This is a genomic window from Citrobacter sp. RHBSTW-00029, from assembly GCF_014104295.1.
GTDB classification, from domain to species: domain Bacteria; phylum Pseudomonadota; class Gammaproteobacteria; order Enterobacterales; family Enterobacteriaceae; genus Citrobacter; species Citrobacter youngae.
Window position 1 is genome coordinate 115,996 of record NZ_JABXRT010000002.1, and the last position, 26,638, is coordinate 142,633.

A 26,638-nucleotide genomic window follows, 5' to 3' on the forward strand; every position below is an offset into this window, starting at 1 on the left:
GGAACGTTAACGATAAACGCGGATCCCGCCTTCTACGCCCCGGCTAAACAGTACTTGCCACAGCTCAATATCTCTGGCGCGGAACGCACCAGCACAAGCGCACAGGTAATAATTGAACATCCTTCTGAAAGTCGCGGAATAACGCGATGACAGCTCCGGCCACGCCTGATTAAACCGCGCATGCCAGGCCATCAGCGTTTTATCATAGTCACTGCCAAAGTTATGCCAGTCTTCCATCACGAATCGCGACTCGCTCGCTTCAGCAATATGAGAAATCGCCGGTAAGCAGCCATTCGGGAAAATATATTTATTGATCCACGGATCGACGCTCATCCCTTTTTTATTGCTACCAATAGTATGTAACAGGAACAGCCCATCCGGTTTTAAACAACGGTCGGCGATGCTGAAATAGGTGTCGTAGTTTTTCGGCCCTACGTGTTCAAACATCCCCACGGAGACAATACGATCGTAGTGTTTATCGAGGTCGCGATAATCCTGCAGCAGAATATTAACGTCCAGCCCTTCACAGCGCTGCTGCGCCATTTTCTGCTGCTCTTTCGAGATAGTGACGCCTTCTACCGCCACGCCGTAATGACGCGCCGCATATTCGGCCAGCCCGCCCCAGCCACAACCAATATCGAGTAAACGCATACCCGGTTTCAGTTGCAGCTTCTCGCAAATCATTTTTAATTTGGCGTGTTGCGCGTCTTCTAAAGTGGTTGCCTCTTTCCAGTAGCCACAGGAATATTGCATGTGGGGATCCAACATGAGTGCAAAGAGATCGTTGCCAATATCGTAGTGTTCTTTACCGACAATCCACGCACGACTGCGAGACTGCAAATTAAACAGGCGGGCGCTGGCAATACGTAATATATCTTTCAGATTTCCCGGCATTTGCTGGTCGAGTTTTGCTTTCAGAATTTTGCAAAACAGAACATCGAGGCGTTCACAGTCCCACCAGCCTTCCATATAGCTTTCGCCAAGCCCCAGGGAGCCTTGTTGCAGCACCCGTTTAAAGAAACCGGCATGATGAAGTTGAATGTCCCAGGGGCGGGAACCATTGATCTGAATATCTGCTTGCTGGAGCAGCTCTTTTCCCATTCGGGTCCAGTTATCATTTGTTTCATTGACGATGACAGCATCTGAACAAAGCGTGTTCATGGTATTTACCAAAAGTGGGCTATTAATTATTACGCAAGATTATTATGGAAAAAAGAATGTATGTATTATGATTTGCGGACAAGATCTATCGAACAGCGGCCACACCACCGGGAGCATTGACGATTTATTTATGGAAACTCTCGCGCAAAAACATTGGAATTCCTTCCCGGACGATTCCATGGCAGAACTGCCGCAGGACGTTTACTTTCGCTCTTATGTCCTGGAAGCCAACCACCATGTTCCGCAGCACTCACACGCTTTTATGCAGTTTCATTTTGCCCGCAAAGGCAGTATGCGCATTGATGTCGCCGGCAAGTGCTGGATAATCCCCGCGCATTACGGCATCTGGATCCCTAATAATACTGAGCATGCAGTTTGGGCGCTGGATGATGTGCATTTAGAGAATCTGGATATTAAACCGGGTTTTCTCGAAGAAAGTATCCATGAGTGTAAAGTCGTGGCGATCAGTGATTTCGCCAGAGAGTTTATTCATTACGCCACGAATTCAATTTCAGGCCATTATGATAGCCAGTCAAAAGAAGGCAAACTGGTCAGTGTGCTGGTTGACATTATTCTGCAATTACCAGAGGTCGCCTTTGTATTACCCTGGCCGCAGGATCGTGAATTAACCCATGTGTGCCGAACAATACAAGCGTCACCGGCGCTGGAACATTCAGTAGAGTATTGGGCACAACATTTGGGTATGTCTGCCCGTACCTTTTCGCGTCATTTCAAAAAAGAAACCGGATTACCCTTCAGCGTCTGGAAGCAAAAAATGCGAATTCTGGAGTCTGTACTCATGCTGAAGAAAAATAAAAGCGTAACCGCCGTGGCGCTCGATGTGGGATATTCAAGCACCGCAGCGTTTAGTTATGCATTCCGCCAGGCGTTTGGCGTTTCACCGTCACATTATTAATTAACGTTCCGACGTTGATGCCAGTAAGCCGCGGCACGCACCAACTGCTGATCGAAAGCCTCAGTAGCAAAGCGGGCGCTCAGGTTTTTCACCACTTTTCCTTCGCCAGTTATCCAAATGAAATAATCCTGTGCAGGTACGGTCAGCTGTGAAAGCTGATCATTCACTGCCTGTTCGTCATGGCCGACAAACCACTGAATCGTAAAACCATCGAGATGAGCGAAATAATCCTGATACGCTGCATCGTGTACGCTAACCAGCGCCGTCACGTTTGGACGTACCGCTAAACGACCGATCGCCTCTAGCCGACGACGTAGCGCAGGCATTCCAGATTCATCACACACGTAAACCTGGTACGCATAATCTTCTGGTACCACCAGCGAGCCACGCGGTCCGCCAATCGTCAATTTGTCACCTTCACGCGCATTCATCGCCCACGTACTCGCCACGCCGCCGTCGTGGATATAAAAATCCAGCGCCAGTTCATGGCGTGCCTGGTCATACAACGGCGTGTAATCACGGGATACCGGACGCACACCCTCCGGCCAGACAATCCCCTCATCCGTCACTACGGGCGGCACAAAGTGACTGCCCGGCTCAGGGAAAAAGACCTTGGTGTGGTCGTCAAAACCATGTGAGCTAAAACCATCCAGAGCGTCACCGCCCAGTACAATGCGCTGGAAACCCGCGCTGATACGTTCAACCCGCAGGACGGTCAGTTCACGGAAGCGCAGCTCATTGCGAACGCGCTGTGGATAGCGTGGAGTGTTATTTGTCATTTTTTCGCCTTCGTGACAGAGATTAGATATATCTAAATAAATTTTAAATGATAATGATTGCTAATTGAGAATATTGCAAGAACTTTTTTGATAGAGTATGAATAGCGCACCCCAAACGCGAAACAAATAATAAATATATATAAATCAATAAATTAAATTAATATTCCTGCATGCACTTGCAAATAGAAAAAGTTTAGATATAAATTAGATATATCTAAATAACGTCAGGAGATGAATGATGCAAGATCATCATGAAGGGTGCTGCAAACATGCAGAACACCAGCACGAAGGCTGCTGTAAGGGTGAAGGACATCGCCACGAAGGTCATCACAGTGAACACCACGAAGGCTGCTGTAAAGGTGAAGAACGTCATCACGAAGGCTGTAACAAAGAACACCACCATGAGCATGGCTGCGGACACCGCCACGGTCGCGGCGGCGGTGGCGGTCGACGTCAGCGTTTCTTCGGCCACGGCGAATTACGGCTGGTGATTCTCGATATTTTGACCCGCGATGCCAGTCACGGTTATGAGCTAATCAAAGCCATTGAAACATTGACTCAGGGTAATTACACCCCAAGCCCGGGCGTGATTTACCCGACACTGGATTTCTTGCAGGATCAGTCGCTTATCGCCATCCGTGACGAGGAAGGCGGACGTAAGCAAATCACAATCACCGAGCAAGGCCTGCAATGGCTGGAAGAGAACCAGGAACATCTGGAACATATCCACGAACGTATTAAAGCACGCTGTGTCGGCTTTGAATTACGCAAGAATCCACAGATGAAAAGAGCACTGGAGAATTTTAAAGCCGTGCTGGATCTGCGGGTCAATCACGGTGACACCAGCGAAGCGCAAATCAAGAAGATCATCGGTATTATCGATCGCGCATCGCTGGACATCACCCAGCTTGATTAAGCAGGCTGCGCGTCCTCTTTACGTACGCGGAACACTTTAATCATCTCTTTTAAGTGTAATGCCTGTTCGTTTAATGACGCCGCTGCCGCAACGGACTCCTCTACCAGACAGGAGTTCTGTTGCGTGGTGGTGTCGATAAGGCCAATCGCACTGTTAATCTGCGAAATACCGTCCGTCTGCTCGCGGCTGGCCTGACCGATTTCCCGCAATATTACATCCATTTCTTCAACGTTAGTGACCATTCCATTGATCAACGCGTTGGCTTTTTCAACCAGCACCAGTCCTTCCCGGGTTTGACTGGTGGAGTCTTCAATCAGATTGCGGATTTCACTGGCAGACGATGCGCTTTTTTGCGCCAGTTGACGCACTTCTCCGGCTACTACCGCGAAACCACGTCCATGCTCACCGGCGCGCGCCGCTTCGACAGCCGCATTCAGCGCCAAAATATTGGTTTGAAAAGCAATCGAATCTATCAGGTTGATAATCTCTGACATACGGTTAGAGGTTTCATTAATCACGCGTATTTTCTGCGTCACCTGATTCATCATCTCACCGTTGTTTTTCACGACCGCCGCAGCTCCCGTAGACAGCTTCGTCGCTTCATGGGTATGGTCTGCCGTCGTTTTGACCGTCGCGGTAATTTGTTCCATCGACGCCGCAGTCTGTTCTACCGAGCTTGCCTGTTCTTCGGTACGCGCAGCCAAATCCTGATTACCCGCGACAATCTGCGCCGCCGCCGCAGAGATATTTTCGGAGCCGTTTTGCACTTCCTCGACAATCTCTAACAGTCGGGTTTTCATTGCCATCAGCGCTTGCAGCAGCACACCGGTCTCATCCTTCTGTTCCATACTGATGTTGCGAGTAAGGTCGCCCTGCGCAATCGCCTCGGCAAACTGCACAGCTTCATTAAGAGGTCGGGTAATTGAGCGCACAATATACCACCCCATCACACAACCGGCGGCAATGCTTATCAGCGCCAGAGTAATCAACAGCGCGCGATTGGTGTGGAAATCATATTCCACCTGAGCGCCCGCCTTCTGCATCTGGGCATCTTCAATGGCGATCAATTCCTGCACTTTTGCTTTATACGCCTGCTGCACATTCACCGTGCGGGTCATCATCTCGTGCATCGCACCGGAGCGATCGTGATTCTGCAGCGCCTGCAGAATGCGGAATCGGGAAGCCAGATACTGCTCACGCACATCGCGGATATCCGCAACAATTTTTTTGGATGCATCATTGAGAGGTGCAGCACTCAGCGCATCCAGCAGAGCAGAAATTTGCTGGCTGATGGTATCGAGCTTTTTCTGGGACGCCTGGGTCCATTTGCCTTCCTCATCCAATAACATCAATTGTTGAGTACTGACAAACTCCTGAAAATTATCAATGAGCAGATTGGCTTTTACCGTAATCGGATAGTCATTGGTAATGATGTTCTGCATCCCACTGTTACTACGATCCAGACTCAACAGCGAAAGGCCCGAACTCACCATCATCAGTACAATAAACAAACCAAACGCGATAAATAATTTCGAGCGAATCTTTACGTTATGCAAGAACATATTTTCTCCCTGGAGACAGTTTTCTTCAGACAGATATCCTTATCGGTCAACACTCACCTAACTTTATGATATTGATCGTTTTTTAATTTTCATCAATGTTACTAAATAGTTTTTGACGATGAATAAAGCAAGACCGATCGTTATATAAGCGATATTTAACAATATTTAAAAACAGGACACTCGCGGTCAGAACGGAATAAGGAAAATTGAATCGTAATACCAAAGTGGTATTATTTAATATATGATTAACAAAATCATTACAAAAACGCCTACCGGGGACGATAAGCGTTTGGCGGGAAAATGGGATAGGGTGAGAATTAATGCAGCACGGTCACCGCATCTTCCAGGCGACCGGCACGATGTTTCACCATTGCTGAAATCTGCGCGCTCTCTTCGACCAGTTCGGCATTTTTCTGCGTAATATTGCTCAACTCATTTACGGCACGGGTCAGGCTGGAAAGACCATCTGACTGCTCCAGCGTTGAATGGCTGATTTGAGCAATCAACTGCGTCACATTCTGGACCTGCGCCACAATATCATCCATTGTCCGCCCTGCGGCATGAACCTGATCGGAGCCGGACTGTACCTTGTCGGCGCTGGCATCAATCAGTTTACGGATGTCATTTGCTGCGCTTGCACTACGACTGGCAAGATGGCGTACCTCTCCGGCCACCACCGCAAATCCTTTTCCTTGTTCACCAGCCCTGGCCGCTTCAACCGCCGCATTCAGCGCCAGAATATTTGTCTGGAAGGCGATATCGTTAATCAGGGTCGTGATAGTGCCGATCCGTTGGGTGCTGTTGGCAATATCGTCCATTGTTTTAATGACTGTATCCATCGCCTCACCGCCCTGTGTCGCTGCGCTGCTGGCGGCAATAGACAGCTTGTCAGCCGCCGCTGCTGTCGCAGAGTTTTGCTTCACCGATGCCGCCATCTGATTCATGGTGGTGACCGTTTCCTGCACATTTTCTACCGTCTGCTGCGTATGCTTGTTTAAATCATCGCTGCCTTTCGCCAGCGTTTCACTGTCGTTACGCACACAACTGACCTGACTCGACACGTCATGAATAAGCCAACGGCACATTAACCCTAGCTGCCCCACCGCCCGTAGCATCAGACCCAGTTCATCGCTACGGTTAAGATGGGTCACGCTGTTGCGCTCACCGGTCGCGACTTTCAGTGCCTGCTGGGCAACATTCTCAATGGGGCGCACAATCTGCCATTCGAAAATAACCGTCGCCAGCATCATCACCAGCGCGCTCACCAACAGTTGCGGCCATTCAGCGCCCATCTGCTGTAGCGCAGTTGCCAGGATGACAAACATAAAAGCCATGACACTGCGTACCCGCCAGCGAACCGGAAGCGACGGGAGTTTACCCAACCAGCCTTTACGTACCACCAGCCCCTTATGGACGCGCCGATGACAACGGCCTTCATTGAGTGCTTTATATAAAGGTTCGACCGCCGCGATTTCCGCTTCCGTCGCCCGGGTACGGATCGACATATACCCGGTTACGCGTCCTTCCCGCACCATCGGCACCGCATTGGCCCTCACCCAGTAGTGATCGCCATTCTTCCGCCGGTTTTTCACAATACCGCTCCACGGTTCCCCCTGTTTCAGGGTGTACCACATATCCGCAAACGCCGCTTTCGGCATGTCCGGGTGACGAACCAGGTTGTGCGGCTGAGCAAGCAATTCATTCAGCTGATAGCCGCTGACCTGAACAAAGGTATCGTTCGCATGGGTGATATAGCTTTGTAAATCGGTGGTCGACATGAGGGTGATATCATCATCCAGCGGTGTATTTTGCTGACTAACGTAGGGATGAGAAGACATGGTTGCGTCCTGTGCAGGTTATCTGGTTGTTAACTCTTTCGGCTTATGTTATTTCGGCGCTAATCTTTTTAACTTTAGTTGTTAAATTTGATTTAGATCGCAATTTGCGATTAAACCTCAAAATTTGTATGTTTTCTAATTCATTGATTTAAAATACTTTCATTGCGTAACTATTCAACGCACCTTCACTCAGCGCACCGCAATAGTGCAATTTTCGCCCACTTTTAGCGCAATAACGCGTTTTTCTCGTCGGTTTTACGCGCGTAAACCTGGGCAAAATGCCAGCAAATGTTAATGTTTGAGATTAAATGTTGTACAAGCAAGATCTTCCCTGGTGTTTATCCCGATTTTCGTTAAGCGCGTCGGGATGGCGCAATCCCTGCAATACTTAATTCAGTATCATGTGATACGCGAGCTCCGGGAGCATATTTTGAACAGGTTACCTTCCAGCGCATCGGCTCTGGCCTGCAGCGCACACGCACTGAATCTCATCGAGAAGCGAACGCTTGATCATGAGGAAATGAAAGCACTAAACCGAGAGGTGATTGATTACTTCAAAGAGCATGTCAATCCGGGGTTCTTAGAGTATAGAAAATCTGTAACTGCCGGCGGGGATTACGGAGCCGTAGAGTGGCAAGCGGGAAGCCTGAATACGCTTGTCGACACCCAGGGACAGGAGTTTGTCGATTGCCTGGGAGGTTTTGGAATTTTCAACGTGGGGCACCGTAATCCAGTAGTGGTCTCCGCCGTACAGAATCAACTCGCGAAACAACCTCTGCACAGCCAGGAATTACTTGACCCATTACGGGCCATGCTGGCAAAAACGCTTGCTGCACTGGCTCCCGGAAAGCTGAAATACAGTTTCTTCAGTAATAGCGGGACCGAGTCGGTTGAAGCGGCGCTAAAACTGGCGAAAGCGTATCAATCGCCGCGCGGTAAATTTACATTTATTGCCACCAGCGGAGCCTTCCACGGTAAATCGCTGGGGTCGCTATCCGCCACCGCTAAATCAACCTTCCGCAAACCGTTTATGCCGCTGCTGCCGGGCTTCCGCCATGTTCCTTTTGGCGATATTGATGCCATGCGCACCGTCCTGAACGAATGCAAAAAGACCGGCGACGATGTTGCCGCCGTGATTCTGGAGCCAATCCAGGGGGAAGGAGGCGTGATCCTGCCGCCGCAAGGGTATTTAACCGCGGTACGTAAACTTTGCGATGAGTTTGGCGCGCTGATGATCCTCGACGAAGTGCAAACCGGCATGGGGCGCACCGGCAAGATGTTCGCCTGCGAACATGAAAACGTGCAGCCTGACATTCTGTGTCTGGCCAAGGCGCTTGGGGGTGGCGTAATGCCAATTGGCGCGACCATTGCCACTGAAGAAGTGTTCTCCGTCCTGTTCGACAATCCTTTCCTGCATACCACCACGTTCGGTGGCAACCCGCTCTCATGCGCGGCGGCGCTGGCGACCATTAACGTCCTGCTGGAGCAAAATTTACCCGCTCAGGCAGAGCAGAAAGGCGATATGTTGCTGGATGGTTTCCGTCATCTGGCGCGTGAATATCCGGATCTGGTACACGACGTTCGCGGCAAAGGCATGCTGATGGCGATTGAGTTTGTCGATAATGAGATTGGCTACAGCTTTGCCAGTGAAATGTTCCGTCAGCGAGTGCTGGTCGCCGGAACACTGAATAACGCGAAGACGATCCGTATCGAGCCGCCGTTAACATTAACGATCGAGCAATGCGAACTGGTATTGCGATCAACCCGCAAAGCCCTGGCCGCATTACGGGTGAGCGTGGAGCAGGTGTAACCACTGCCGGATGGCGATACTAACGTATCTTATCCGGTCTACTAAAGGACCTCCTTTGTAGGCCGGTTAAGGACCGGAAGGCTGGTCACCGCTGTTTAACGGTGCGGCCACACAATCCCATGCGAATGCGGTAGTTAGCGTGATGCTCGATCCGAAAGAGTTCAACACATATGTCCCACTTGGCACCGCAGCGCTGACCAATCCAGCCTTCGGCGCGGACATATACTGGCGCGGACGCGTCTGGGTGGATCAGTTCTGGTTCGGGCTAAAAGGGATGGCGCGTTATGGCTATCGCGCTGAAGCATTAAAACTGGCCGATACTTTCTTCCAGCATGCCAAAGGGCTGACGGCAGAAGGTCCAATTCAGGAAAACTACAACCCGTTGACCGGCGCACAGCAGGGCGCACCTAACTTCTCCTGGAGCGCCGCGCATCTCTACATGCTGTATAACGATTTTCTTAAACAGCAGTAACGTCGACTGGCTCTCCTGAAAAGGAGAGCCTCTTTTTTGAATCCCATCACAATCACGGCATTCCCCTTTTCCCTTTTACGCGGCGACGGCTAAATTAGTAACTCATCCGACCACATAACAATAATTTTACATACTGGACACCTTTATGAGCTATCCGTCGCTGTTCGCCCCGCTCGATTTGGGATTCACCACGCTTAAAAACCGCGTGCTGATGGGTTCAATGCATACCGGTCTGGAAGAGTATCCTGATGGTGCAGAACGGCTGGCCGCGTTCTATGCTGAACGCGCTCGTCACGGCGTAGCCCTGATTGTGACCGGAGGAATTGCGCCCGCGTTATCGGGCGTGGGTATGGAAGGCGGGGCGATGCTGAACGACACCAGCCAGCTCGCACACCATCGCGTCATTACCGATGCGGTTCACGATGAAGGCGGGAAAATCACCCTGCAAATCCTGCACACTGGTCGCTACAGCTATCAACCGCATCTGGTTGCGCCGTCAGCCATTCAGGCTCCTATTAACCGCTTTACGCCGCATGAGCTGACGCACGATGAAGTGCTGCAACTGATTGAAGATTTTGCCCATTGCGCCCAACTGGCGCGGGAAGCGGGCTACGATGGCGTGGAAGTGATGGGGTCGGAAGGGTATCTCATCAACGAATTCCTGACTCTGCGTACCAACCAGCGCGATGACCAATGGGGCGGTGAGTATGCCAACCGCATGCGTTTTGCCGTTGAGGTGGTGCGAGCGGTACGTCAGCGCGCCGGTAATGACTTTATTATTATCTTCCGCCTGTCGATGCTCGATCTGGTAGAAAACGGCGGAACCTTCGACGAAACCGTCCAGCTGGCGCAGGCTATAGAAGCCGCCGGGGCCACCATTATTAACACCGGTATTGGCTGGCATGAGGCGCGTATTCCCACTATCGCGACCCCGGTACCGCGCGGCGCGTTTAGTTGGGTGACGCGTAAGCTGAAAGGGCATATGACGATCCCACTGGTCACCACCAACCGCATTAACGATCCTCAAGTCGCCGATGATATTCTGGCCCGTGGCGATGCCGATATGGTGTCGATGGCTCGCCCGTTCCTCGCCGATGCCGAACTGCTGTCAAAAGCGCAAAGCGGACGAGCGGATGAGATCAATACCTGTATCGGCTGTAACCAGGCCTGCCTGGATCAGATCTTCGTCGGCAAAGTCACCTCTTGCCTGGTCAATCCGCGCGCTTGCCATGAAACCAAAATGCCGATCGTTGCGGCCACTCAGCCGAAAAATCTGGCGGTGGTCGGCGCGGGCCCTGCGGGTCTCGCCTTCGCCATTAATGCCGCCGCGCGCGGGCATCACGTTACGCTGTTTGACGCATATGGCGAGATTGGCGGGCAGTTTAATATCGCCAAACAGATCCCCGGCAAGGAAGAATTCTATGAAACCCTGCGCTACTACCGCCGGATGATCGACGTGACTGGCGTAACGCTGAAACTGAATCACTTTGTCAGCGCACGCGATCTGCACACCTTCGACGACGTGATCCTCGCCAGCGGGATCGAGCCGCGCATGCCGCCGATCGAGGGGATCGATCACCCTAAAGTGCTGAGCTATCTCGACGTCCTGCGCGATAAAACACCGGTGGGCAAACGCGTAGCGATCGTTGGCTGTGGCGGGATCGGTTTCGATACAGCCATGTATCTGAGTCAACCCGGTGAACCCACCAGCCAGAACATTACGGAGTTCTGCGTGGAATGGGGAATCGACACCAGTCTGCAACAGCCCGGCGGTTTACGTCCGGAAGGCCCACATCTACCCCGCAGCCCACGCCAGATAGTGATGTTGCAGCGTAAAGCCAGTAAACCAGGACAAGGTTTAGGCAAAACAACGGGATGGATCCACCGTGCTACCCTGCTTTCACGCGGCGTAAAAATGATCCCGGCGGTGAGCTATCAGAAGATCGATGATGACGGGTTACACGTGATGATCAACGGCGAGCTACAGATCCTGAATGTGGATCACGTGGTGATTTGCGCCGGACAAGAGCCACGCCGTGAACTGGTCGATCCGCTGCACGCGGCAGGTAAAACGGTGCATCTGATCGGCGGCTGCGATGTGGCAATGGAACTGGATGCCCGACGCGCTATTGCACAAGGCACCCGACTGGCACTGGAAATTTAACGTCACGTCTTTCGTAGGCCGGATAAGGCGTTAGCCGCCATCCGGCACACGCGATTAGCGGCGACGACCAGTTTTGACCGCTTTCAGCACCACGAATTTATTATTGGTGGCGATGGTCACGCAGTTGCCGAAAATCTTCTTCAGCTTGTGGAAGTAGTCGAGGTGGCGGTTGGCCACGATGTACAGTTCACCATTGATTTTCAGGCAACGGCGCGCGTGGTGGAACATCTCCCAGGCGATGTTATCGGTCAGCGCATGCTTCTGGTGGAACGGCGGGTTACACAACACAGCGTTAAAGCGGAAAGGCTCCACGCCAGACAGCGCGTTGTTGATCATAAACTCGCAGCGATCCAATGCTTCCGGCATGTTGCTTTCGACGTTCAGATGGCTTGAAGCCACCGCCATCGGTGATTCATCAACAAACACCACGCTGGCTTCTGGATTCTTCGCCAGCAGCGTCATGCCCAGCACGCCGTTGCCACAACCGAGATCGACAATCTCGCCTTCCAGGTTTTCCGGCAGATGTTCCATAAAGAAGCGCGCGCCGATGTCCAGCCCGGTACGGGAGAAGACGTTGGCGTGGTTGTGGATGGTCCAGTCGGTGCCTTCCAGCTTCCAGCTCAACGTTTGCGAGGCAGCGGCCAGCTCAGGTTTGCTGAACGTACAGTTGATCAGACGGGCTTTTTTCCACGCCAGCGTCGTGGTGGTTGGCCCCAACACTTTTTCGAACAGCTCCAGCGTCGAGGTATGCACATCGCGCGCCTTCGCGCCCGCGATGATGCGCGTTTGTGGCGTCACCACTTCACGCAGCGCGCGCAGTTGCTGTTCCAGCAGCGCCATGGTTTTTGGCAGCTTAATCAGCACCACGCCCGGCGCCTGCGGATATTCAGCGGTACTGTCGAGGAATTTGACGCTCGACTCGGCAATATCGTTGTGACGCAGGTTCTCGCGTGTGGCAAGCTCGCTGAGATAAGAGTCGCCAATGCTATACGGCGTATGTTCCGCCAGCGCACAGCCCAGCGCGCCGAAAGTATCATTCAGGAGAAGCACCGGGCCGCTAATCTCGGTATCGTCCAGCTGTTGCAGCAGATATTCATCTGCAGCTTCCCACGCCAGCAGCGGGTTAACGTCATCCGTCTCCGGGAAACGTTTAAGTGACAGCGAACGGAAACCGTTGTCTATGTGGCTCATCGGCCCTCCTGAATGGTAAAATTTCGGCGTATCCCTGAAAAGGGTGCGTGAGTATACACTTTTTATACTTTATATGGGGCACTAATGAGTCAGTTGACCTATCTGCAAGGCTACCCGGAGAATTTACTTTCCCAGGTTCGTACGCTGATTGCTGAACAGCGTCTGGGGGCGGTGCTGGAGAAGCGCTATCCGGGTACGCATGACTTCGCGACCGACAAAGCGCTCTGGCAATATACCCAGGATCTGAAAAATCAGTTTCTGCGAAACGCCCCGCCGCTGAATAAAGTCATGTATGACAGTAAGATACACGTGTTGAAAAATGCGCTGGGACTGCATACTGCCGTCTCCCGCGTGCAGGGTGGCAAGCTCAAAGCCAAAGCGGAAATCCGCGTGGCGACCGTTTTTCGCAATGCCCCCGAACCCTTTTTACGCATGATCGTCGTGCATGAACTGGCGCATCTGAAAGAAAAAGAGCACGACAAAGCGTTTTACCAGCTCTGCTGCCATATGGAGCCTCAGTATCACCAACTGGAGTTCGATACCCGCCTGTGGTTAACGCAACAATCGTTAAAGCAAACTGCGCCGTAGCGCACTGGCTTTGTCTTCAGGGCATGCTAAATTGACGCAAGGATCCCTTTTCGCAGCCTGAAGGCCTTTATGATACGTTTCGCAGTAATTGGCACAAACTGGATCACCCGCCAGTTTGTCGATGCCGCCCATGAAACCGGCAAATATAAGTTAACCGCAGTCTATTCCCGTAGCCTTGAGCAGGCGCAGACCTTCGCCAATGATTATCCCGTCGAGCATCTGTTTACCTCGCTGGAGGCAATGGCGCAAAGCGACGCGATTGATGCTGTTTACATTGCCAGTCCGAACTCTCTGCACTTCCCGCAGACAACGCTGTTTCTACAGCACAAAAAGCATGTCATTTGCGAGAAACCGCTGGCCTCAAACCTGGCGCAAGCCGAAGCCGCCATCGCCTGCGCGCGTGAAAACCAGGTCGTGCTGTTTGAAGCATTTAAGACCGCCAGCCTGCCTAACTTCCTGCTGTTACAGGAATCGCTTCCCAAAGTTGGAAGAATCAGAAAAGCGTTTATCAATTACTGCCAGTACTCCTCGCGTTACCAGCGCTATCTCGACGGTGAAAATCCCAATACGTTTAATCCGGCATTCTCCAATGGCTCGATTATGGATATCGGTTTTTACTGCCTGGCCTCGGCGGTTGCGCTGTGGGGTGAGCCAAAAAGCGTTCAGGCCAGCGCCAGCCTGCTGGAGAGCGGTGTGGATGCCCACGGCGTGGTGGTGCTGAATTACGGCGATTTTAGCGTCACGTTACAGCACTCGAAAGTCAGTGATTCCGTACTGGCCAGCGAAATTCAGGGCGAATCAGGGTCACTGGTTGTCGAGAAGATTTCCGAGTGTCAGAAAGTGTGCTTTATTCCGCGCGGGGGCAAAACGCAGGATCTTACGGTGCCTCAGCACATCAATACTATGCTTTATGAGGCAGAGGCGTTTGCTTATTTGGTTGAATCCGGCGAAGTGGATCACCCGGCACTGGCCGTCAGCCGTATCACCGCTAAACTACAAACGGAGATTCGCCGCCAGACCGGCGTGGTTTTCCCGGCAGACGAAGCGGTAACCTCGCTGACTGCGTAAATGTGTGTAAAACGAATGTTGCAGGCCATTGACTGAATGCATGGCCTGTAATATTTTGTAACCCGCAAAGGGGAGTAACTTCGTTGTCGGTTGATCGTCATTACGATGTGTGAAAAACCACATCCGGTCACCGGGCGATAACAAAGGAATACGCCATCGTATTCCTTTGTTGTTGTAAGTGAGACCTTGCCGAATGGCAAGGTCTATGCATAAAAAGCAGCGGCTAACGTCATTCGGCGTTGGCCGTTTTTTTATGCATGGGGAAATAAAATGAATACTGTCGGCACACCGTTGTTATGGGGTGGCTTCGCTGTTGTGGTGGTCATTATGCTGGCCATCGATCTGCTGCTACAGGGTCGTCGTGGCGCACATACGATGTCGATGAAGCAGGCCGCGGCCTGGTCAATCGTCTGGGTAACGTTGTCGTTGCTGTTTAACGCGGCATTCTGGTGGTACCTGGCTGAGACTCAGGGCCGCGCCGTTGCCGACCCGCAGGCGCTGGCGTTCCTTACCGGCTATTTAATTGAAAAATCGCTGGCAGTAGATAACGTCTTTGTCTGGCTGATGCTGTTCAGCTACTTCTCCGTCCCCCCTGCATTGCAGCGTCGGGTACTGGTGTATGGCGTACTGGGTGCGATTGTATTACGTACGATCATGATCTTCACGGGCAGTTGGCTTATCGCCCAGTTTGAGTGGCTGCTGTACGTGTTCGGCGCGTTCCTGCTGTTTACCGGCGTGAAGATGGCGCTGGCGAAAGAAGACGCTTCCGGTATTGGCGACAAACCCTTAGTGCGTTGGCTGCGCGGCCATTTACGTATGACCGATACCATTGAAGACGAAAAATTCTTTGTGCGTAAAAACGGTCTGCTATTTGCGACGCCGCTGATGTTGGTGTTGATTCTGGTTGAGCTGAGCGACGTGATTTTCGCCGTCGACAGTATTCCGGCAATCTTCGCCGTCACCACCGATCCGTTCATCGTGTTGACCTCGAACCTGTTTGCTATTTTAGGTCTGCGCGCGATGTACTTCCTGCTGGCAGGCGTTGCAGAGCGTTTCTCCATGCTGAAGTACGGTCTGGCGGTCATCCTGGTGTTTATCGGTATCAAGATGCTGATCGTCGATTTCTACCATATCCCGATCGCTATTTCGTTAGGCGTAGTGTTCGGTATTCTGTTTGTAACGCTGATTGTGAACGCGTGGGTCAACCACCAGCACGATAAAAAGCAGCAAATACAGTAAGGTTATCTGCTAGCTGAAAAGCCCGACGGCACACTATGTGCGTCGGGCTTTTTGTTTATCATGTCAAAATAATGTTAACCCAAAGTTATAAAATATGATCTCAACGCGGAATCCAGCATATTTCTCTTCCCGAAGCTTTATCTTTCCTTATACTCAACCAGGCAAACACTTTGTTACATCCAGAAAGATGCGTCATGAGAACGCACAATGGATGAGCAACAACACAATCAAAGGATCACGACATGACTACGCAACGTTCATCGGGGCTACTCTTGCGTTTGGCGCAAGGGAGCCTGGTTAAACAAATTTTGGTAGGTTTGGTACTGGGGATTTTACTCGCACTGGTGTCAAAACCTGCGGCAGAAGCCGTTGGTCTGCTGGGTACGCTGTTCGTCGGCGCATTAAAAGCCGTCGCGCCAATTCTGGTTCTGATGCTGGTCATGGCCTCTATCGCCAACCACCAGCACGGGCAAAAAACCAACATCCGCCCCATCCTGTTCCTCTACCTGCTCGGAACGTTTTCAGCCGCGTTAGCAGCCGTCGTCTTCAGCTTCGCCTTCCCGTCGACACTGCACCTTTCCAGCAGCGCTGGCGATATCGTGCCGCCATCCGGTATTGTTGAAGTGATGCGTAGCCTGCTGATGAGCATGGTTTCCAACCCAATTGACGCCCTGCTTAACGCCAACTATATCGGTATTCTGGTCTGGGCCGTCGGTCTGGGCTTTGCGTTGCGCCACGGTAATGAAACGACCAAAAATCTGGTCAATGATATGTCCAACGCCGTTACCTTTATGGTGAAGCTGGTGATCCGTTTCGCCCCGATCGGCATCTTCGGCCTGGTCTCCTCCACGCTGGCAACCACCGGTTTTGCCACGCTGTGGGGCTACGCGCAGCTGCTGACCGTACTGGTCGGTTGTATGCTGTTGGTGGCGCTGGTGGTCAACCCGCTGCTGGTATTCTGGAAAATTCGCCGTAACCCGTATCCGCTGGTGCTGGCCTGTCTGCGCGAAAGCGGCGTGTACGCTTTCTTTACCCGTAGCTCTGCCGCCAACATTCCGGTGAATATGGCACTGTGCGAGAAGCTGAATCTGGACCGTGATACCTACTCGGTATCTATCCCGCTGGGCGCCACCATCAATATGGCGGGCGCGGCGATCACCATTACCGTACTGACGCTGGCGGCGGTGAATACGCTGGGGATCCCGGTTGATTTACCGACGGCGCTGTTGCTGAGCGTGGTGGCATCGCTGTGTGCTTGCGGCGCATCGGGCGTAGCGGGTGGCTCCCTGCTGCTGATCCCGCTGGCGTGCAATATGTTCGGTATCCCGAATGACATCGCCATGCAGGTGGTGGCCGTTGGCTTTATCATCGGTGTATTGCAGGATTCCTGTGAAACGGCGCTGAACTCATCAACTGACGTGTTGTTTACTGCTGCAGCCTGCCAGGCTGAAGACGAACGTCTGGCAAATAACGCCCTGCGCGGCTAATCGTTTCTCCCCTCCGTCAGCGGGCGGAGGGGTTATCTTGCTGTACGCTTTTTTCAATTTTGAACGGATCAATTCCGCGCTTTTGCATCCGCCGAAAGCGGATAATGTTCAGGCCGTTCATCACCAGAAAGCTGCCTTCGATCATCGTCCCGCCAATCGATCCTAACCAGAAATTATGAACAACCCAGCAGGCGGTTGCACACCACATCACACAGCGCACGGTTAGCCCTTTGCAACGAAACAGTGCCCAGGTACTGGCAAGCGTGCCAATAATAGGCAGTAGCTCCATAGCATGCTGCAATTTTGCCAACCCAAGAACCAGCGTGAGGACAATAAAAACGGTCATTACCCACAGTTTGCGGGTATGCATTGAGACGAGCGTGCGGATGGTATTAAGCTCAGCGCTCATTCCCGCGGGCCAGGCCCCCATCAGGAAAAAATGCACGCCAATGGTGGCGCTATAGACGGCGAGCTGTAGCCGGAACCGGCGCTCGTCACGATTAAAAAAAGTGGTAATACCGATCAGAAAGGCGATGACACCTACGCCCTGGGCCAGCCAATACGCGGTCATGCAAGCAACCCCAACTCCATTTTGTAGGCCGGATAAGGCGCGTTCGCCAGCATCCGGCAACGGTTTGTGCCTGATGGCGCTACGCTTATCAGGCCTACGGTTTGCGCAGACCTGCAGGCACCATCAGGGATTTATTACAGCGTCACTCCCGACTTAAACAGCGCGAGTTCCCGGAAATCGTTGCGCTCATTGCAGGTTTGCTTGCCGTTAGCAAACTCAACGATGGTATCGACAAACTCGTTCAGCAATTGCGGCATCGCTTTACCGTGGATTAGCTGCCCGGCATCAAAATCGATCCAATGCTTTTTCTTCGCGGCCAGCTCGCTGTTGGTCGCGATTTTCACCGTCGGTACAAAACCGCCGTACGGTGTACCGCGCCCGGTACTGAACAACACCATATGACAGCCGGCCCCCGCCAACGCACTGGTCGCAACGGCGTCATTACCCGGAGCACTTAACAGATTCAGACCAGGCGTTTTCAGGCGTTCACCGTAGCGTAGTACATCGACAACTTTGCTGGAACCCGCTTTCTGTGTACAGCCCAGTGATTTATCTTCCAGCGTGGTGATACCACCCGCTTTGTTCCCCGGCGATGGGTTCTCGTAGATCGGCTGGTCGTGAGCAATGAAGTATTGCTTGAAGTCATTGACCATGGTCACCAGCTTACCGAAGGTTTCTTCATCGCGGCAGTGATCCATTAATAGCTGCTCGGCACCGAACATCTCCGGAACTTCAGTCAGCACGGTAGTCCCGCCGTTGGCGATCACGTAGTCAGAGAAACGTCCCAGCATCGGGTTAGCGGTGATCCCGGACAAGCCGTCAGAGCCGCCACATTCCAGACCAAACTTCAGCTCGCCGAGTTTACCCGGCTCGCGCTTATCGTTACGCATCACGTTGTACAGCTGATGGAGATGTTCAATCCCTGCTTCCACTTCGTCTTCCTGATGCTGGCAGACCATAAAGTGAACGCGGTCAGGATCATACTCCCCTAACGTTTCGCGGAAAGCATCCACCTGGTTGTTTTCACAACCGAGGCCAACCACCAGCACCGCCCCCGCATTCGGGTGACGCACCATGTTTTGCAGCATGGTGCGAGTGTTGATGTGGTCATCGCCAAGCTGTGAACAGCCGTAGGTGTGGCTGAAGAGATGCACGCCGTCGATACCGTCAGCGTCATTCGTTTCTTTCAGGAAACGGTTCTGCATCTGGCGCGCCATGGCGTTGACGCAGCCTACGGTTGGCAGGATCCACAGTTCATTACGCACCCCAACGTCACCGTTCGCGCGACGATAAATCTGCACATCGCGATCGGCAGGTTGCGCGACTTCCGGCTGGAAATCAGGTTGGTAGCGATACGTGTCCAGGTCGCTCAGATTGGTGCGCGTGTTATGAGCATGAATATGCTCACCCGCCGCAACGTCAGCCAGCGTATGGCCGATTGGCAAACCGTATTTAATGACGTTTTCGCCTTTCGCAATATCGCGTAAAGCGAATTTATGACCGCGAGTCACCGCCTGGCGCAGGGTGACGACCTGACCATCAACAGTAACTTCCGTCCCTTCAGCCAAATCAGCGAGCGCTACCGCGACGTTATCCAGCGCATGGATCTTGATGTATTGCATATCAACCCGGACCTTAGAGCCTATCTCAGTAGGCGTATATTGTCGCAGCCAGTTTGGACACGGACAGCGCGCAAAAACCGGAGCGTACACGCAGTACGTGAGGATTTTGAGCACTGACCAGGTTCAAACTGGCAAGTAAAATAGCCTAATGGATAGGCTCTTAGTTCAGTTCAATGGCGAAGTAATCACGCGCATTGTTGAAGCAAATATTTCTCACCATCTCACCCAGCAGCTGGATGTCGGCAGGTGCTTCACCGGCGGCAACCCAACGGCCAATCATCTGGCACAGAATACGGCGGAAGTATTCATGGCGCGTGTAAGACAGGAAGCTGCGGCTATCAGTCAGCATACCCACAAAACGGCTCAGCAGACCGAGCTGTGCCAGTTGGGTCATCTGACGTTCCATCCCGTCTTTCTGGTCGTTGAACCACCAGCCGGAACCGAACTGCATTTTGCCCGGCATACCTTCGCCCTGGAAGTTACCGATCATGGTGCCCAGCACTTCGTTATCGCGCGGGTTCAGGCAGTACAGGATGGTTTTCGGCAGCAGGTTCTGTTCATTCTGCTTGCTTAGCAGTTTGGACAGTTCTTCAGCCATCGGACGATCGTTAATGGAGTCGAAACCGACATCCGCGCCCAGCAGTTTGAACTGACGCAGGTTGTTATTACGCAGTGCGCCAATGTGGTACTGCTGCACCCATTCGCGACGTGCGTATTCAGCGCCAAGGAACACCAGTACGGCAGTTTTGAACTGGGCAACTTCATGCTCGCTCAGGGTTTCACCCGCCAGACGACGCGCCAGGATGTTATCCAGTTCAGCTTCGTTAGACTCGGCAAACAACACCACATCCAGCGCATGGTCGGAGACTTTACAGCCGTGCGCAGCAAAGTGATCAAGACGTTTAGTAAGCGCGGTTTGCAGGTCGGTAAAGCGGCGGATCTCGGTGTCGGACACTTCACCGAGCTTCGCCATGTAATCGTTAAAGGTCGCCAGTTCAATGTTGAAGGCTTTATCCGGACGCCAGCTTGGCAGCACTTTGATAGCAAAGGTGCTGTCTTTCGCGACCGCTGCGTGATGCTCCAGAGAATCGATCGGGTCATCGGTGGTACCGACCATTTTCACATTCATCTGCTGCATGATTCCACGTGCGGAAAACCGATCCTGCGCCAGCAATTCGTTGCACTGATTCCAGATTTCATCGGCAGTTGCAGGAGACAACAGCTTACCTGTAATACCAAATGGGCGACGCAGTTCAAGATGCGTCCAGTGGTAGAGCGGGTTACCGATGGTGTGTGGGACCGTCGCGGCCCATGCATCAAACTTCTCGCGATCGGACGCATCACCGGTACACAAGCGTTCAGCGACGCCGTTAGTGCGCATGGCGCGCCACTTGTAGTGATCACCTTTCAGCCAGATGTCATACAGGTTATTAAAACGGTAGTTATCCGCGATTTGTTGCGGCGGCAAATGGCAGTGGTAGTCGAAGATTGGCTGGTCTTTAGCGTAATCATGATACAGACGGCGGGCAAATTCGGTATCCAGCAGGAAATCTTCAGTCATAAACGGGGTCATTATCGTCTTCCTCTCAGCGAGTGCGTCAGATTGCTTATGTTTTGATGTTGTCAAAGTTATCACACCAATTTCCATACGCTGAAGATATTTTCGTGAGTTAGATCAACAAATGATGACAAAAAAATTACTCTCAAAGAGGTAAAACTCACGGCAAGCCGCGCCAGCACTGGCTTTGCTGAATCGAATTAATGACCACACGAAGATTCACACTTTTGTGATGGCACTCACCTTTTAAAGCTGTATGACAAGTTATCTTTTTGCCGTCGCGATACATAAGCCGACGGAATGCAAATTACCGATGGTCCGCCATCGGATTGACCGGTACGGAAACCGAATTAGCACAATCATTGACATGGCAAAGTTCGGGGCAGTGCCGGTTTTTTTTCGGTCACGCCCTTCGTAAAAGAACATCCTCCGCCCTGGACTGGAAGATGACCGCTCGTTAGCGGACATAACAAAACGATGAGGTTTTACATGCGTAAAATTAAAGGGTTACGTTGGTACATGATCGCACTGGTGACGCTTGGCACCGTGCTGGGTTACCTGACACGTAACACTGTGGCGGCAGCTGCGCCAACTCTGATGGAAGAGTTACACATCTCCACTCAACAGTATTCCTATATCATCGCAGCGTATTCTGCTGCTTACACCGTAATGCAACCCGTTGCTGGCTACGTGCTGGATGTGCTCGGCACCAAAGTAGGCTACGCGATGTTCGCCGTTCTGTGGGCCGTCTTCTGTGGTGCCACGGCTCTGGCTGGTAGCTGGGGTGGACTGGCACTGGCACGAGGCGCAGTCGGTGCCGCAGAAGCCGCGATGATCCCTGCGGGTCTGAAAGCCAGTTCAGAATGGTTCCCGGCAAAAGAGCGTTCGATTGCCGTAGGTTACTTTAACGTCGGCTCTTCTATTGGCGCGATGATCGCTCCGCCGCTGGTCGTGTGGGCTATCGTCATGCACAGCTGGCAGATGGCGTTCATTATTTCTGGTGCCCTGAGCTTCATCTGGGCGATGTCCTGGCTTGTCTTCTATAAGCACCCGCGCGACCAGAAAAAACTGTCTGACGAAGAGCGTGATTACATTCTTAACGGTCAGGAATCACAGCATAAAAACAGCACAGCGAAGAAAATGTCGCTTGGCCAGATCCTGCGTAACCGCCAGTTCTGGGGTATCGCACTGCCACGTTTTCTGGCAGAACCAGCCTGGGGGACATTCAACGCCTGGATCCCGCTGTTCATGTTTAAAGTCTACGGCTTTAACCTGAAAGAGATCGCGATGTTCGCGTGGATGCCAATGCTGTTCGCTGACCTGGGTTGTATCATCGGGGGTTACTTACCGCCACTGTTCCAGCGCTGGTTCGGCGTAAACCTGATCGTGTCCCGTAAAATGGTCGTCACCATGGGTGCACTGCTGATGATTGGCCCAGGGATGATTGGTCTGTTTACCAGCCCGTATATTGCTATTGCCCTGCTGTGCGTCGGTGGTTTTGCTCACCAGGCACTGTCTGGCGCGCTGATTACGCTCTCTTCTGACGTATTTGGCCGCAATGAGGTCGCGACAGCTAACGGCCTGACGGGGATGTCAGCCTGGCTGGCGAGTACTCTGTTTGCCCTGGTCGTTGGCGCCCTGGCTGATACCATCGGCTTTAGCCCGCTGTTCGCCGTACTGGCAGTATTCGACCTGCTCGGTGCGTTAGTCATCTGGACGGTACTGCAGAACAAATCGGCAAGCGAGATTGATTCAGGTCCGCAAACCGGCTCTCCCGCTACGCAAAATTAACCTGACGCTAGTCGTCATAGGTATATAATGCAGAGCCGCCAGTTAACTGGCGGCTTTTTTGTCGGTGCGAGTAGAGCCGCCATCGCAAAAGTGGTATAACAAATATAGTCTGCTGTATCATGCCTGGAGTGCATATGGAAATCACTGAACCACGACGTTTGTACCAACAACTTGCTGCCGATCTAAAAGAACGCATCGAGCAAGGCGTCTATCTGGTGGGCGATAAACTTCCCGCCGAGCGCTTTATTGCCGATGAAAAGAATGTCAGCCGTACCGTGGTTCGTGAAGCGATTATCATGCTCGAGGTTGAAGGCTACGTTGAGGTGCGTAAAGGATCAGGTATCCACGTCATCTCTAACCAACCCAAACATTATGTTGCTCCCGACGAGGGTCTGGAATTCGCCAGCTACGGTCCTTTTGAATTGCTGCAAGCGCGTCAGCTTATTGAGAGCAACATCGCCGAGTTTGCCGCCACCCAGGTGACCAAGCAGGACATCATGAAACTGATGGAAATCCAGGAGAAGTCGCGCAACGAAAAAAGCTTTCGTGACTCCGAATGGGACCTGCAGTTCCATGTTCAGGTCGCGCTAGCGACGCAAAACTCAGCTCTGGCCGCCATTGTTGAAAAAATGTGGACTCAGCGCGTTCACAACCCCTACTGGAAGAAATTGCACGATCACATTGATCTGCGCACGGTAGACAACTGGTGTGATGACCATGACCAGATCCTGCGGGCATTAATTCGCAAAGATCCGCATGCAGCCAAGCTGGCGATGTGGCAGCACCTTGAGAACACGAAACAGATGCTGTTTAACGAAACCAGCGATGATTTCGAGTTCAACGCGGATCGTTACCTTTTCACGGAAAATCCGGTCGTTCATCTGGATACCGCGGCAAACAGCACAAAATAAACGTTCTGACTTTCACAGGCGCGATAACAGCGCCTGTTTCTGACACTCAGTAAGCATTAGGTATAAAGTGTCAGCCTGTGTAAATCCTCTCGCCTCACTCCCTTGCGATCAGCAAAATCAGAGTTCAACTACCGTAATTTATATAACGGACAACGTTGACCTTTGTTACAATTAGATGCTATTTGAATTTTTATGTTTGAGAGCTTGCTTACTTCACAACTTTACAGGGAATAGTTCAGGCCGTGAATTTGTGTCAGACCGCGAACCATGTAAAAAACACCAATAAAATTGCGGCGTTACAAACTCCAGAAAACCGGCATGACAACAACCGATTCTCCAGGAATATTGAATGGAACTACTGACTCAATTATTGAATGCTTTATGGGCTCAGGATTTTGAAACTCTGGCCAATCCTTCCATGATTGGTATGCTGTATTTTGTACTGTTTACAATTTTGTTTCTGGAAAATGGGTTGCTACCCGCGGCCTTTTTACCTGGTGACAGTTTGCTGGTACTGGTCGGCGTTCTTATTGCCAAAGGCGCAATGGGTTTCCCGCAAACGGTACTGCTGCTCACTACCGCAGCCAGCCTGGGTTGCTGGCTTAGCTATATCCAGGGGCGATGGCTGGGGAATACCCGCACAGTACAAAACTGGTTATCTCATCTGCCCGCGCATTACCATCAGCGCGCGCATCATCTATTCCATAAGCATGGCTTGTCTGCGCTGCTGGTCGGTCGCTTTATCGCGTTTGTCAGAACATTACTGCCGACCATCGCAGGATTGTCCGGCCTGAATAATGCGCGCTTTCAGTTCTTCAACTGGATGAGTGGACTGCTTTGGGTTCTGATTCTCACAACGCTTGGCTATCTGCTGGGCAAAACGCCGGTGTTTCTCAAATATGAAGATCAGCTGATGTCTTGTCTGATGCTGCTTCCTGTGGTGTTACTGGTGTTTGGTCTGGCAGGTTCACTGGTTGTTCTTTGGAAAAAGAAATACGGGAACCGAGGGTAAATTATGCTGAAATCATGCATAACGCTCCGACGACTTGCCTGGTCCACCACTTTTATATTGTTCATTGGCGCGTTGCTCCTGACCTGGTCTGTCATTCGCCAGCAGGAATCAACGCTTGCCATTCGTGCCGTAAACCAGGGAGCCAGCATGCCTGATGGCTTCTCTATCTGGCATCACCTGGATGCCAACGGCATTCGTTTTAAAAGCATCACTCCGCAAAATGACGCACTGCTGATCACTTTTGATTCCAGCGCGCAGAGCGCAGCCGCAAAGGTCGTGCTGGACCGAACGTTACCGCACGGTTTCGTTATTGCTCAGCAGGACGATGATAATCAGGCGGTGCAGTGGTTATCCCGCTTACGTGATACTCCACACCGCTTTGGTTAATTTCCAGGAATCTGAATTAGATCACTCACTTTGGTGATTTCACCGTTTAGCGCCTATGATTAATAAACTGGGCTTATGGCCCAACGTTTTATTATTCTGGAGCATCGACCCTAAACTACGAGGTCGAATCACAATGGAAGGTTCAAGAATGAAATACCGCATCGCTTTGGCAATTAGCCTTTTCGCTCTTAGTGCCGGCAGCTACGCCAACACCCTCTGTCAGGAAAAAGAACAAGACATTCAGCGGGAGATTAGCTATGCCGAAAAACACAATAATCAGAGCCGCATCAATGGGCTGAACAAAGCGCTGAGCGAAGTCAGGGCAAACTGTACTGACAGCAAACTGCGCGCCAACCATCAGAAAAAAATCGCCGAGCAGAAAAATGAGATTGCCGAGCGTCAACGTGACTTAGCCGAAGCTAAGCAAAAAGGCGATGCGGATAAGGTAGCAAAGCGCGAACACAAGCTTGCTGAAGCTCAGAAAGAGCTAAAAGAACTCGAGACCCGCGATTACTAAGTACGGTAACTAGCCACTCAACTGGAGAAAACTATGTCGAAAGATAATGCTACGGAAAACCTGCGCGCTGAGCTGAAATCTCTTGCGGATACGCTTGAAGAAGTACTTAGCTCTTCTGGCGATAAGTCGAAGGAAGAGATGAGTAAAATTCGCAGCAAAGCCGAACATGCGCTGCGCGAGAGCCGCCATCGTCTGAGTGAAACCAGCGATGTGATTGCCAAACAGACCCGTGAGGCCGCGGCTAAAGCCGATAACTACGTGCGCGAAAACCCATGGACAGGCGTCGGCATTGGCGCTGCAGTCGGTGTGGTGCTTGGTGTACTGCTGTCGCGCCGTTAACAATGGCTGATTCTCAACACGCACAAGGTCCAGGCAAAGGCGTACTGGGTATTGGACAGCGGATCCTGACGATTCTCGTTGAGATCGTTGAGACGCGGCTGCGGCTGGCCGTCGTTGAGTTGGAAGAGGAAAAAGCCAACCTCATCCAGATCCTGCTGATGCTTGGGCTGACAATGCTGTTCGCGGCGTTTGGCCTGATGAGTCTGATGGTGCTTATCATCTGGGCCATCGACCCTCAATATCGCCTGAACGCCATGATTGCCACTACCGTTGTGCTGTTGCTTTTAGCGCTTATCGGTGGGCTATGGACGTTGCGAAAAGCGCGTAAAACAACGCTGCTGCGCCATACGCGCAATGAACTCGCTAACGACAGGAAGGCCCTGGAGGATGATGCATAATGAGCAGTAAAGTCGAACGTCTACAGCGTAAGGCGCAACTGCTTGGACAGATCCAGCAGCAACGGCTGGATCTGTCAGCCACTCGCCGCGACTGGCTGGAGGCTACTGAAGTCTACGATCGCGGCTGGAAAACGCTGTTGAACCTGCGTGGTTGGGTGTTAGTCGGGAGCAGTATTATGGCGGTTCGCACCATCCGTAATCCGAACCTGCTGGTACGCTGGGCCAAACGCGGCTTTAGCGCCTGGAGCATCTGGCGTCTGGTGAAATCAACCATCAGACAACAGCAGCTGCGCGGCTGATCCCCTCACCTTCCACCTAACCTCAAATTTTTTGAAAATTTC

At 52.0% G+C, this 26,638-nt stretch carries 24 protein-coding genes and 1 pseudogene; 17 read left to right on the plus strand and 8 right to left on the minus strand.

The genetic code is table 11. From position 1 onward, the window contains the following. Positions 1–6: 6 nt before the first annotated feature. Complete coding sequence (gene cfa / locus HV041_RS23620) at positions 7–1,161, minus strand: cyclopropane fatty acyl phospholipid synthase (RefSeq protein WP_121585079.1); 1,155 nt, start codon at positions 1,159–1,161, stop codon at positions 7–9. A gap of 67 nt (positions 1,162–1,228) precedes the next feature. Here cfa and HV041_RS23625 point away from each other — a divergent pair, with 67 nt between their 5' ends. After that, positions 1,229–2,077 carry a helix-turn-helix transcriptional regulator gene (locus tag HV041_RS23625; protein WP_040230561.1) on the plus strand — a complete coding sequence of 283 codons (849 nt, stop codon included), beginning with the start codon at positions 1,229–1,231 and terminating at the stop codon, positions 2,075–2,077. Here HV041_RS23625 and HV041_RS23630 read toward each other — a convergent pair. After that, on the minus strand, positions 2,074–2,856 hold the full coding sequence (locus HV041_RS23630; RefSeq protein WP_115601434.1) for a siderophore-interacting protein: 783 nt from the start codon (positions 2,854–2,856) through the stop codon (positions 2,074–2,076). The two genes, HV041_RS23625 and HV041_RS23630, sit on opposite strands and share 4 nt — an antisense overlap. Positions 2,857–3,094: 238 nt before the next feature. Between HV041_RS23630 and HV041_RS23635 the strand changes: the two genes are divergently transcribed. After that, complete coding sequence (locus HV041_RS23635) at positions 3,095–3,772, plus strand: PadR family transcriptional regulator (protein WP_005131432.1); 678 nt, start codon at positions 3,095–3,097, stop codon at positions 3,770–3,772. On the opposite strand, the gene HV041_RS23640 is transcribed toward HV041_RS23635, so the two are convergent. Together HV041_RS23640 and HV041_RS23645 are read right to left on the minus strand one after the other, a co-directional pair. Continuing rightward, positions 3,769–5,334 (minus strand): methyl-accepting chemotaxis protein, encoded by a 1,566-nt coding sequence (locus HV041_RS23640; RefSeq protein ID WP_048213330.1) that lies wholly within the window; start codon positions 5,332–5,334, stop codon positions 3,769–3,771. The two genes, HV041_RS23635 and HV041_RS23640, sit on opposite strands and share 4 nt — an antisense overlap. A 317-nt stretch (positions 5,335–5,651) precedes the next feature. Further along, on the minus strand, positions 5,652–7,172 hold the full coding sequence (locus HV041_RS23645; protein ID WP_048213331.1) for a PAS domain-containing methyl-accepting chemotaxis protein: 1,521 nt from the start codon (positions 7,170–7,172) through the stop codon (positions 5,652–5,654). Between the two features lie 430 nt (positions 7,173–7,602). Here HV041_RS23645 and ygjG point away from each other — a divergent pair, with 430 nt between their 5' ends. The 3 genes and pseudogenes from ygjG to HV041_RS23660 all read left to right on the plus strand — a co-directional run bounded on the left by ygjG (position 7,603) and on the right by HV041_RS23660 (position 11,618). Further along, complete coding sequence (ygjG, locus tag HV041_RS23650; RefSeq protein ID WP_168216430.1) at positions 7,603–8,982, plus strand: putrescine aminotransferase; 1,380 nt, start codon at positions 7,603–7,605, stop codon at positions 8,980–8,982. A 70-nt stretch (positions 8,983–9,052) separates the two neighbouring features. Then, a pseudogene (locus tag HV041_RS23655) lies at positions 9,053–9,454 on the plus strand (alpha-glucosidase); the annotation flags it as partial. Between the two features lie 145 nt (positions 9,455–9,599). Next, on the plus strand, positions 9,600–11,618 hold the full coding sequence (locus HV041_RS23660) for an NADPH-dependent 2,4-dienoyl-CoA reductase (protein ID WP_121585080.1): 2,019 nt from the start codon (positions 9,600–9,602) through the stop codon (positions 11,616–11,618). Between the two features lie 54 nt (positions 11,619–11,672). On the opposite strand, the gene rlmG is transcribed toward HV041_RS23660, so the two are convergent. Next, the gene (rlmG, locus tag HV041_RS23665) at positions 11,673–12,809 is read right to left on the minus strand and encodes a 23S rRNA (guanine(1835)-N(2))-methyltransferase RlmG (RefSeq protein WP_121585081.1); all 1,137 of its coding nucleotides are present in this window, start codon (positions 12,807–12,809) and stop codon (positions 11,673–11,675) included. Between the two features lie 84 nt (positions 12,810–12,893). On the opposite strand from rlmG, the gene HV041_RS23670 reads away from it, so the two are divergent. The 4 genes from HV041_RS23670 (at position 12,894) to sstT (ending at position 17,191) form a co-directional block, all read left to right on the plus strand. Further along, positions 12,894–13,397 (plus strand): M48 family metallopeptidase, encoded by a 504-nt coding sequence (locus HV041_RS23670; protein WP_048213335.1) that lies wholly within the window; start codon positions 12,894–12,896, stop codon positions 13,395–13,397. Between the two features lie 69 nt (positions 13,398–13,466). Beyond that, positions 13,467–14,465 (plus strand): Gfo/Idh/MocA family oxidoreductase, encoded by a 999-nt coding sequence (locus HV041_RS23675; RefSeq protein ID WP_121585082.1) that lies wholly within the window; start codon positions 13,467–13,469, stop codon positions 14,463–14,465. 270 nt (positions 14,466–14,735) lie between these two features. Next, positions 14,736–15,704, plus strand: coding sequence for a TerC family protein (locus HV041_RS23680; protein WP_048213337.1), 969 nt, complete (start codon positions 14,736–14,738; stop codon positions 15,702–15,704). 242 nt (positions 15,705–15,946) lie between these two features. Then, positions 15,947–17,191, plus strand: a complete 1,245-nt coding sequence (gene sstT, locus HV041_RS23685) for a serine/threonine transporter SstT (protein WP_121585083.1) — start codon at positions 15,947–15,949, stop codon at positions 17,189–17,191. Between the two features lie 16 nt (positions 17,192–17,207). Here the strand turns inward: sstT and HV041_RS23690 are convergent, their stop codons facing one another. The 3 genes from HV041_RS23690 to uxaC all read right to left on the minus strand — a co-directional run bounded on the left by HV041_RS23690 (position 17,208) and on the right by uxaC (position 20,957). Then, entirely contained in the window at positions 17,208–17,762 is a 555-nt protein-coding gene (locus HV041_RS23690) for a YgjV family protein (protein WP_048213339.1), read from the minus strand. A 134-nt stretch (positions 17,763–17,896) separates the two neighbouring features. Beyond that, positions 17,897–19,384 carry an altronate dehydratase family protein gene (locus tag HV041_RS23695; RefSeq protein ID WP_048213340.1) on the minus strand — a complete coding sequence of 496 codons (1,488 nt, stop codon included), beginning with the start codon at positions 19,382–19,384 and terminating at the stop codon, positions 17,897–17,899. Positions 19,385–19,544: 160 nt separating this feature from the next. Further along, on the minus strand, positions 19,545–20,957 hold the full coding sequence (gene uxaC, locus HV041_RS23700) for a glucuronate isomerase (protein ID WP_048213341.1): 1,413 nt from the start codon (positions 20,955–20,957) through the stop codon (positions 19,545–19,547). A gap of 474 nt (positions 20,958–21,431) precedes the next feature. Here uxaC and exuT point away from each other — a divergent pair, with 474 nt between their 5' ends. The 8 genes from exuT (at position 21,432) to HV041_RS23740 (ending at position 26,596) form a co-directional block, all read left to right on the plus strand. Then, entirely contained in the window at positions 21,432–22,733 is a 1,302-nt protein-coding gene (gene exuT, locus HV041_RS23705; protein WP_048213342.1) for a hexuronate transporter ExuT, read from the plus strand. A gap of 134 nt (positions 22,734–22,867) precedes the next feature. Next, entirely contained in the window at positions 22,868–23,644 is a 777-nt protein-coding gene (exuR, locus tag HV041_RS23710; RefSeq protein WP_005131459.1) for a transcriptional regulator ExuR, read from the plus strand. A 349-nt stretch (positions 23,645–23,993) separates the two neighbouring features. Next, a complete protein-coding gene (gene yqjA, locus HV041_RS23715) occupies positions 23,994–24,656 on the plus strand; it encodes a DedA family general envelope maintenance protein YqjA (RefSeq protein ID WP_003024820.1) in 663 nt (220 codons plus the stop codon). A gap of 18 nt (positions 24,657–24,674) precedes the next feature. Further along, the gene (gene mzrA / locus HV041_RS23720; protein ID WP_165712562.1) at positions 24,675–25,043 is read left to right on the plus strand and encodes an EnvZ/OmpR regulon moderator MzrA; all 369 of its coding nucleotides are present in this window, start codon (positions 24,675–24,677) and stop codon (positions 25,041–25,043) included. Positions 25,044–25,191: 148 nt separating this feature from the next. After that, positions 25,192–25,560, plus strand: a complete 369-nt coding sequence (locus HV041_RS23725; protein ID WP_003024825.1) for a DUF1090 domain-containing protein — start codon at positions 25,192–25,194, stop codon at positions 25,558–25,560. 33 nt (positions 25,561–25,593) lie between these two features. Continuing rightward, entirely contained in the window at positions 25,594–25,899 is a 306-nt protein-coding gene (locus HV041_RS23730) for a YqjD family protein (RefSeq protein WP_003024832.1), read from the plus strand. A 2-nt stretch (positions 25,900–25,901) separates the two neighbouring features. Then, the gene (locus HV041_RS23735; RefSeq protein ID WP_121585085.1) at positions 25,902–26,297 is read left to right on the plus strand and encodes a phage holin family protein; all 396 of its coding nucleotides are present in this window, start codon (positions 25,902–25,904) and stop codon (positions 26,295–26,297) included. Then, the gene (locus HV041_RS23740; RefSeq protein WP_048213346.1) at positions 26,297–26,596 is read left to right on the plus strand and encodes a YqjK-like family protein; all 300 of its coding nucleotides are present in this window, start codon (positions 26,297–26,299) and stop codon (positions 26,594–26,596) included. Before HV041_RS23735 ends, HV041_RS23740 begins: the two co-directional genes overlap by 1 nt. Positions 26,597–26,638 lie beyond the last annotated feature (42 nt).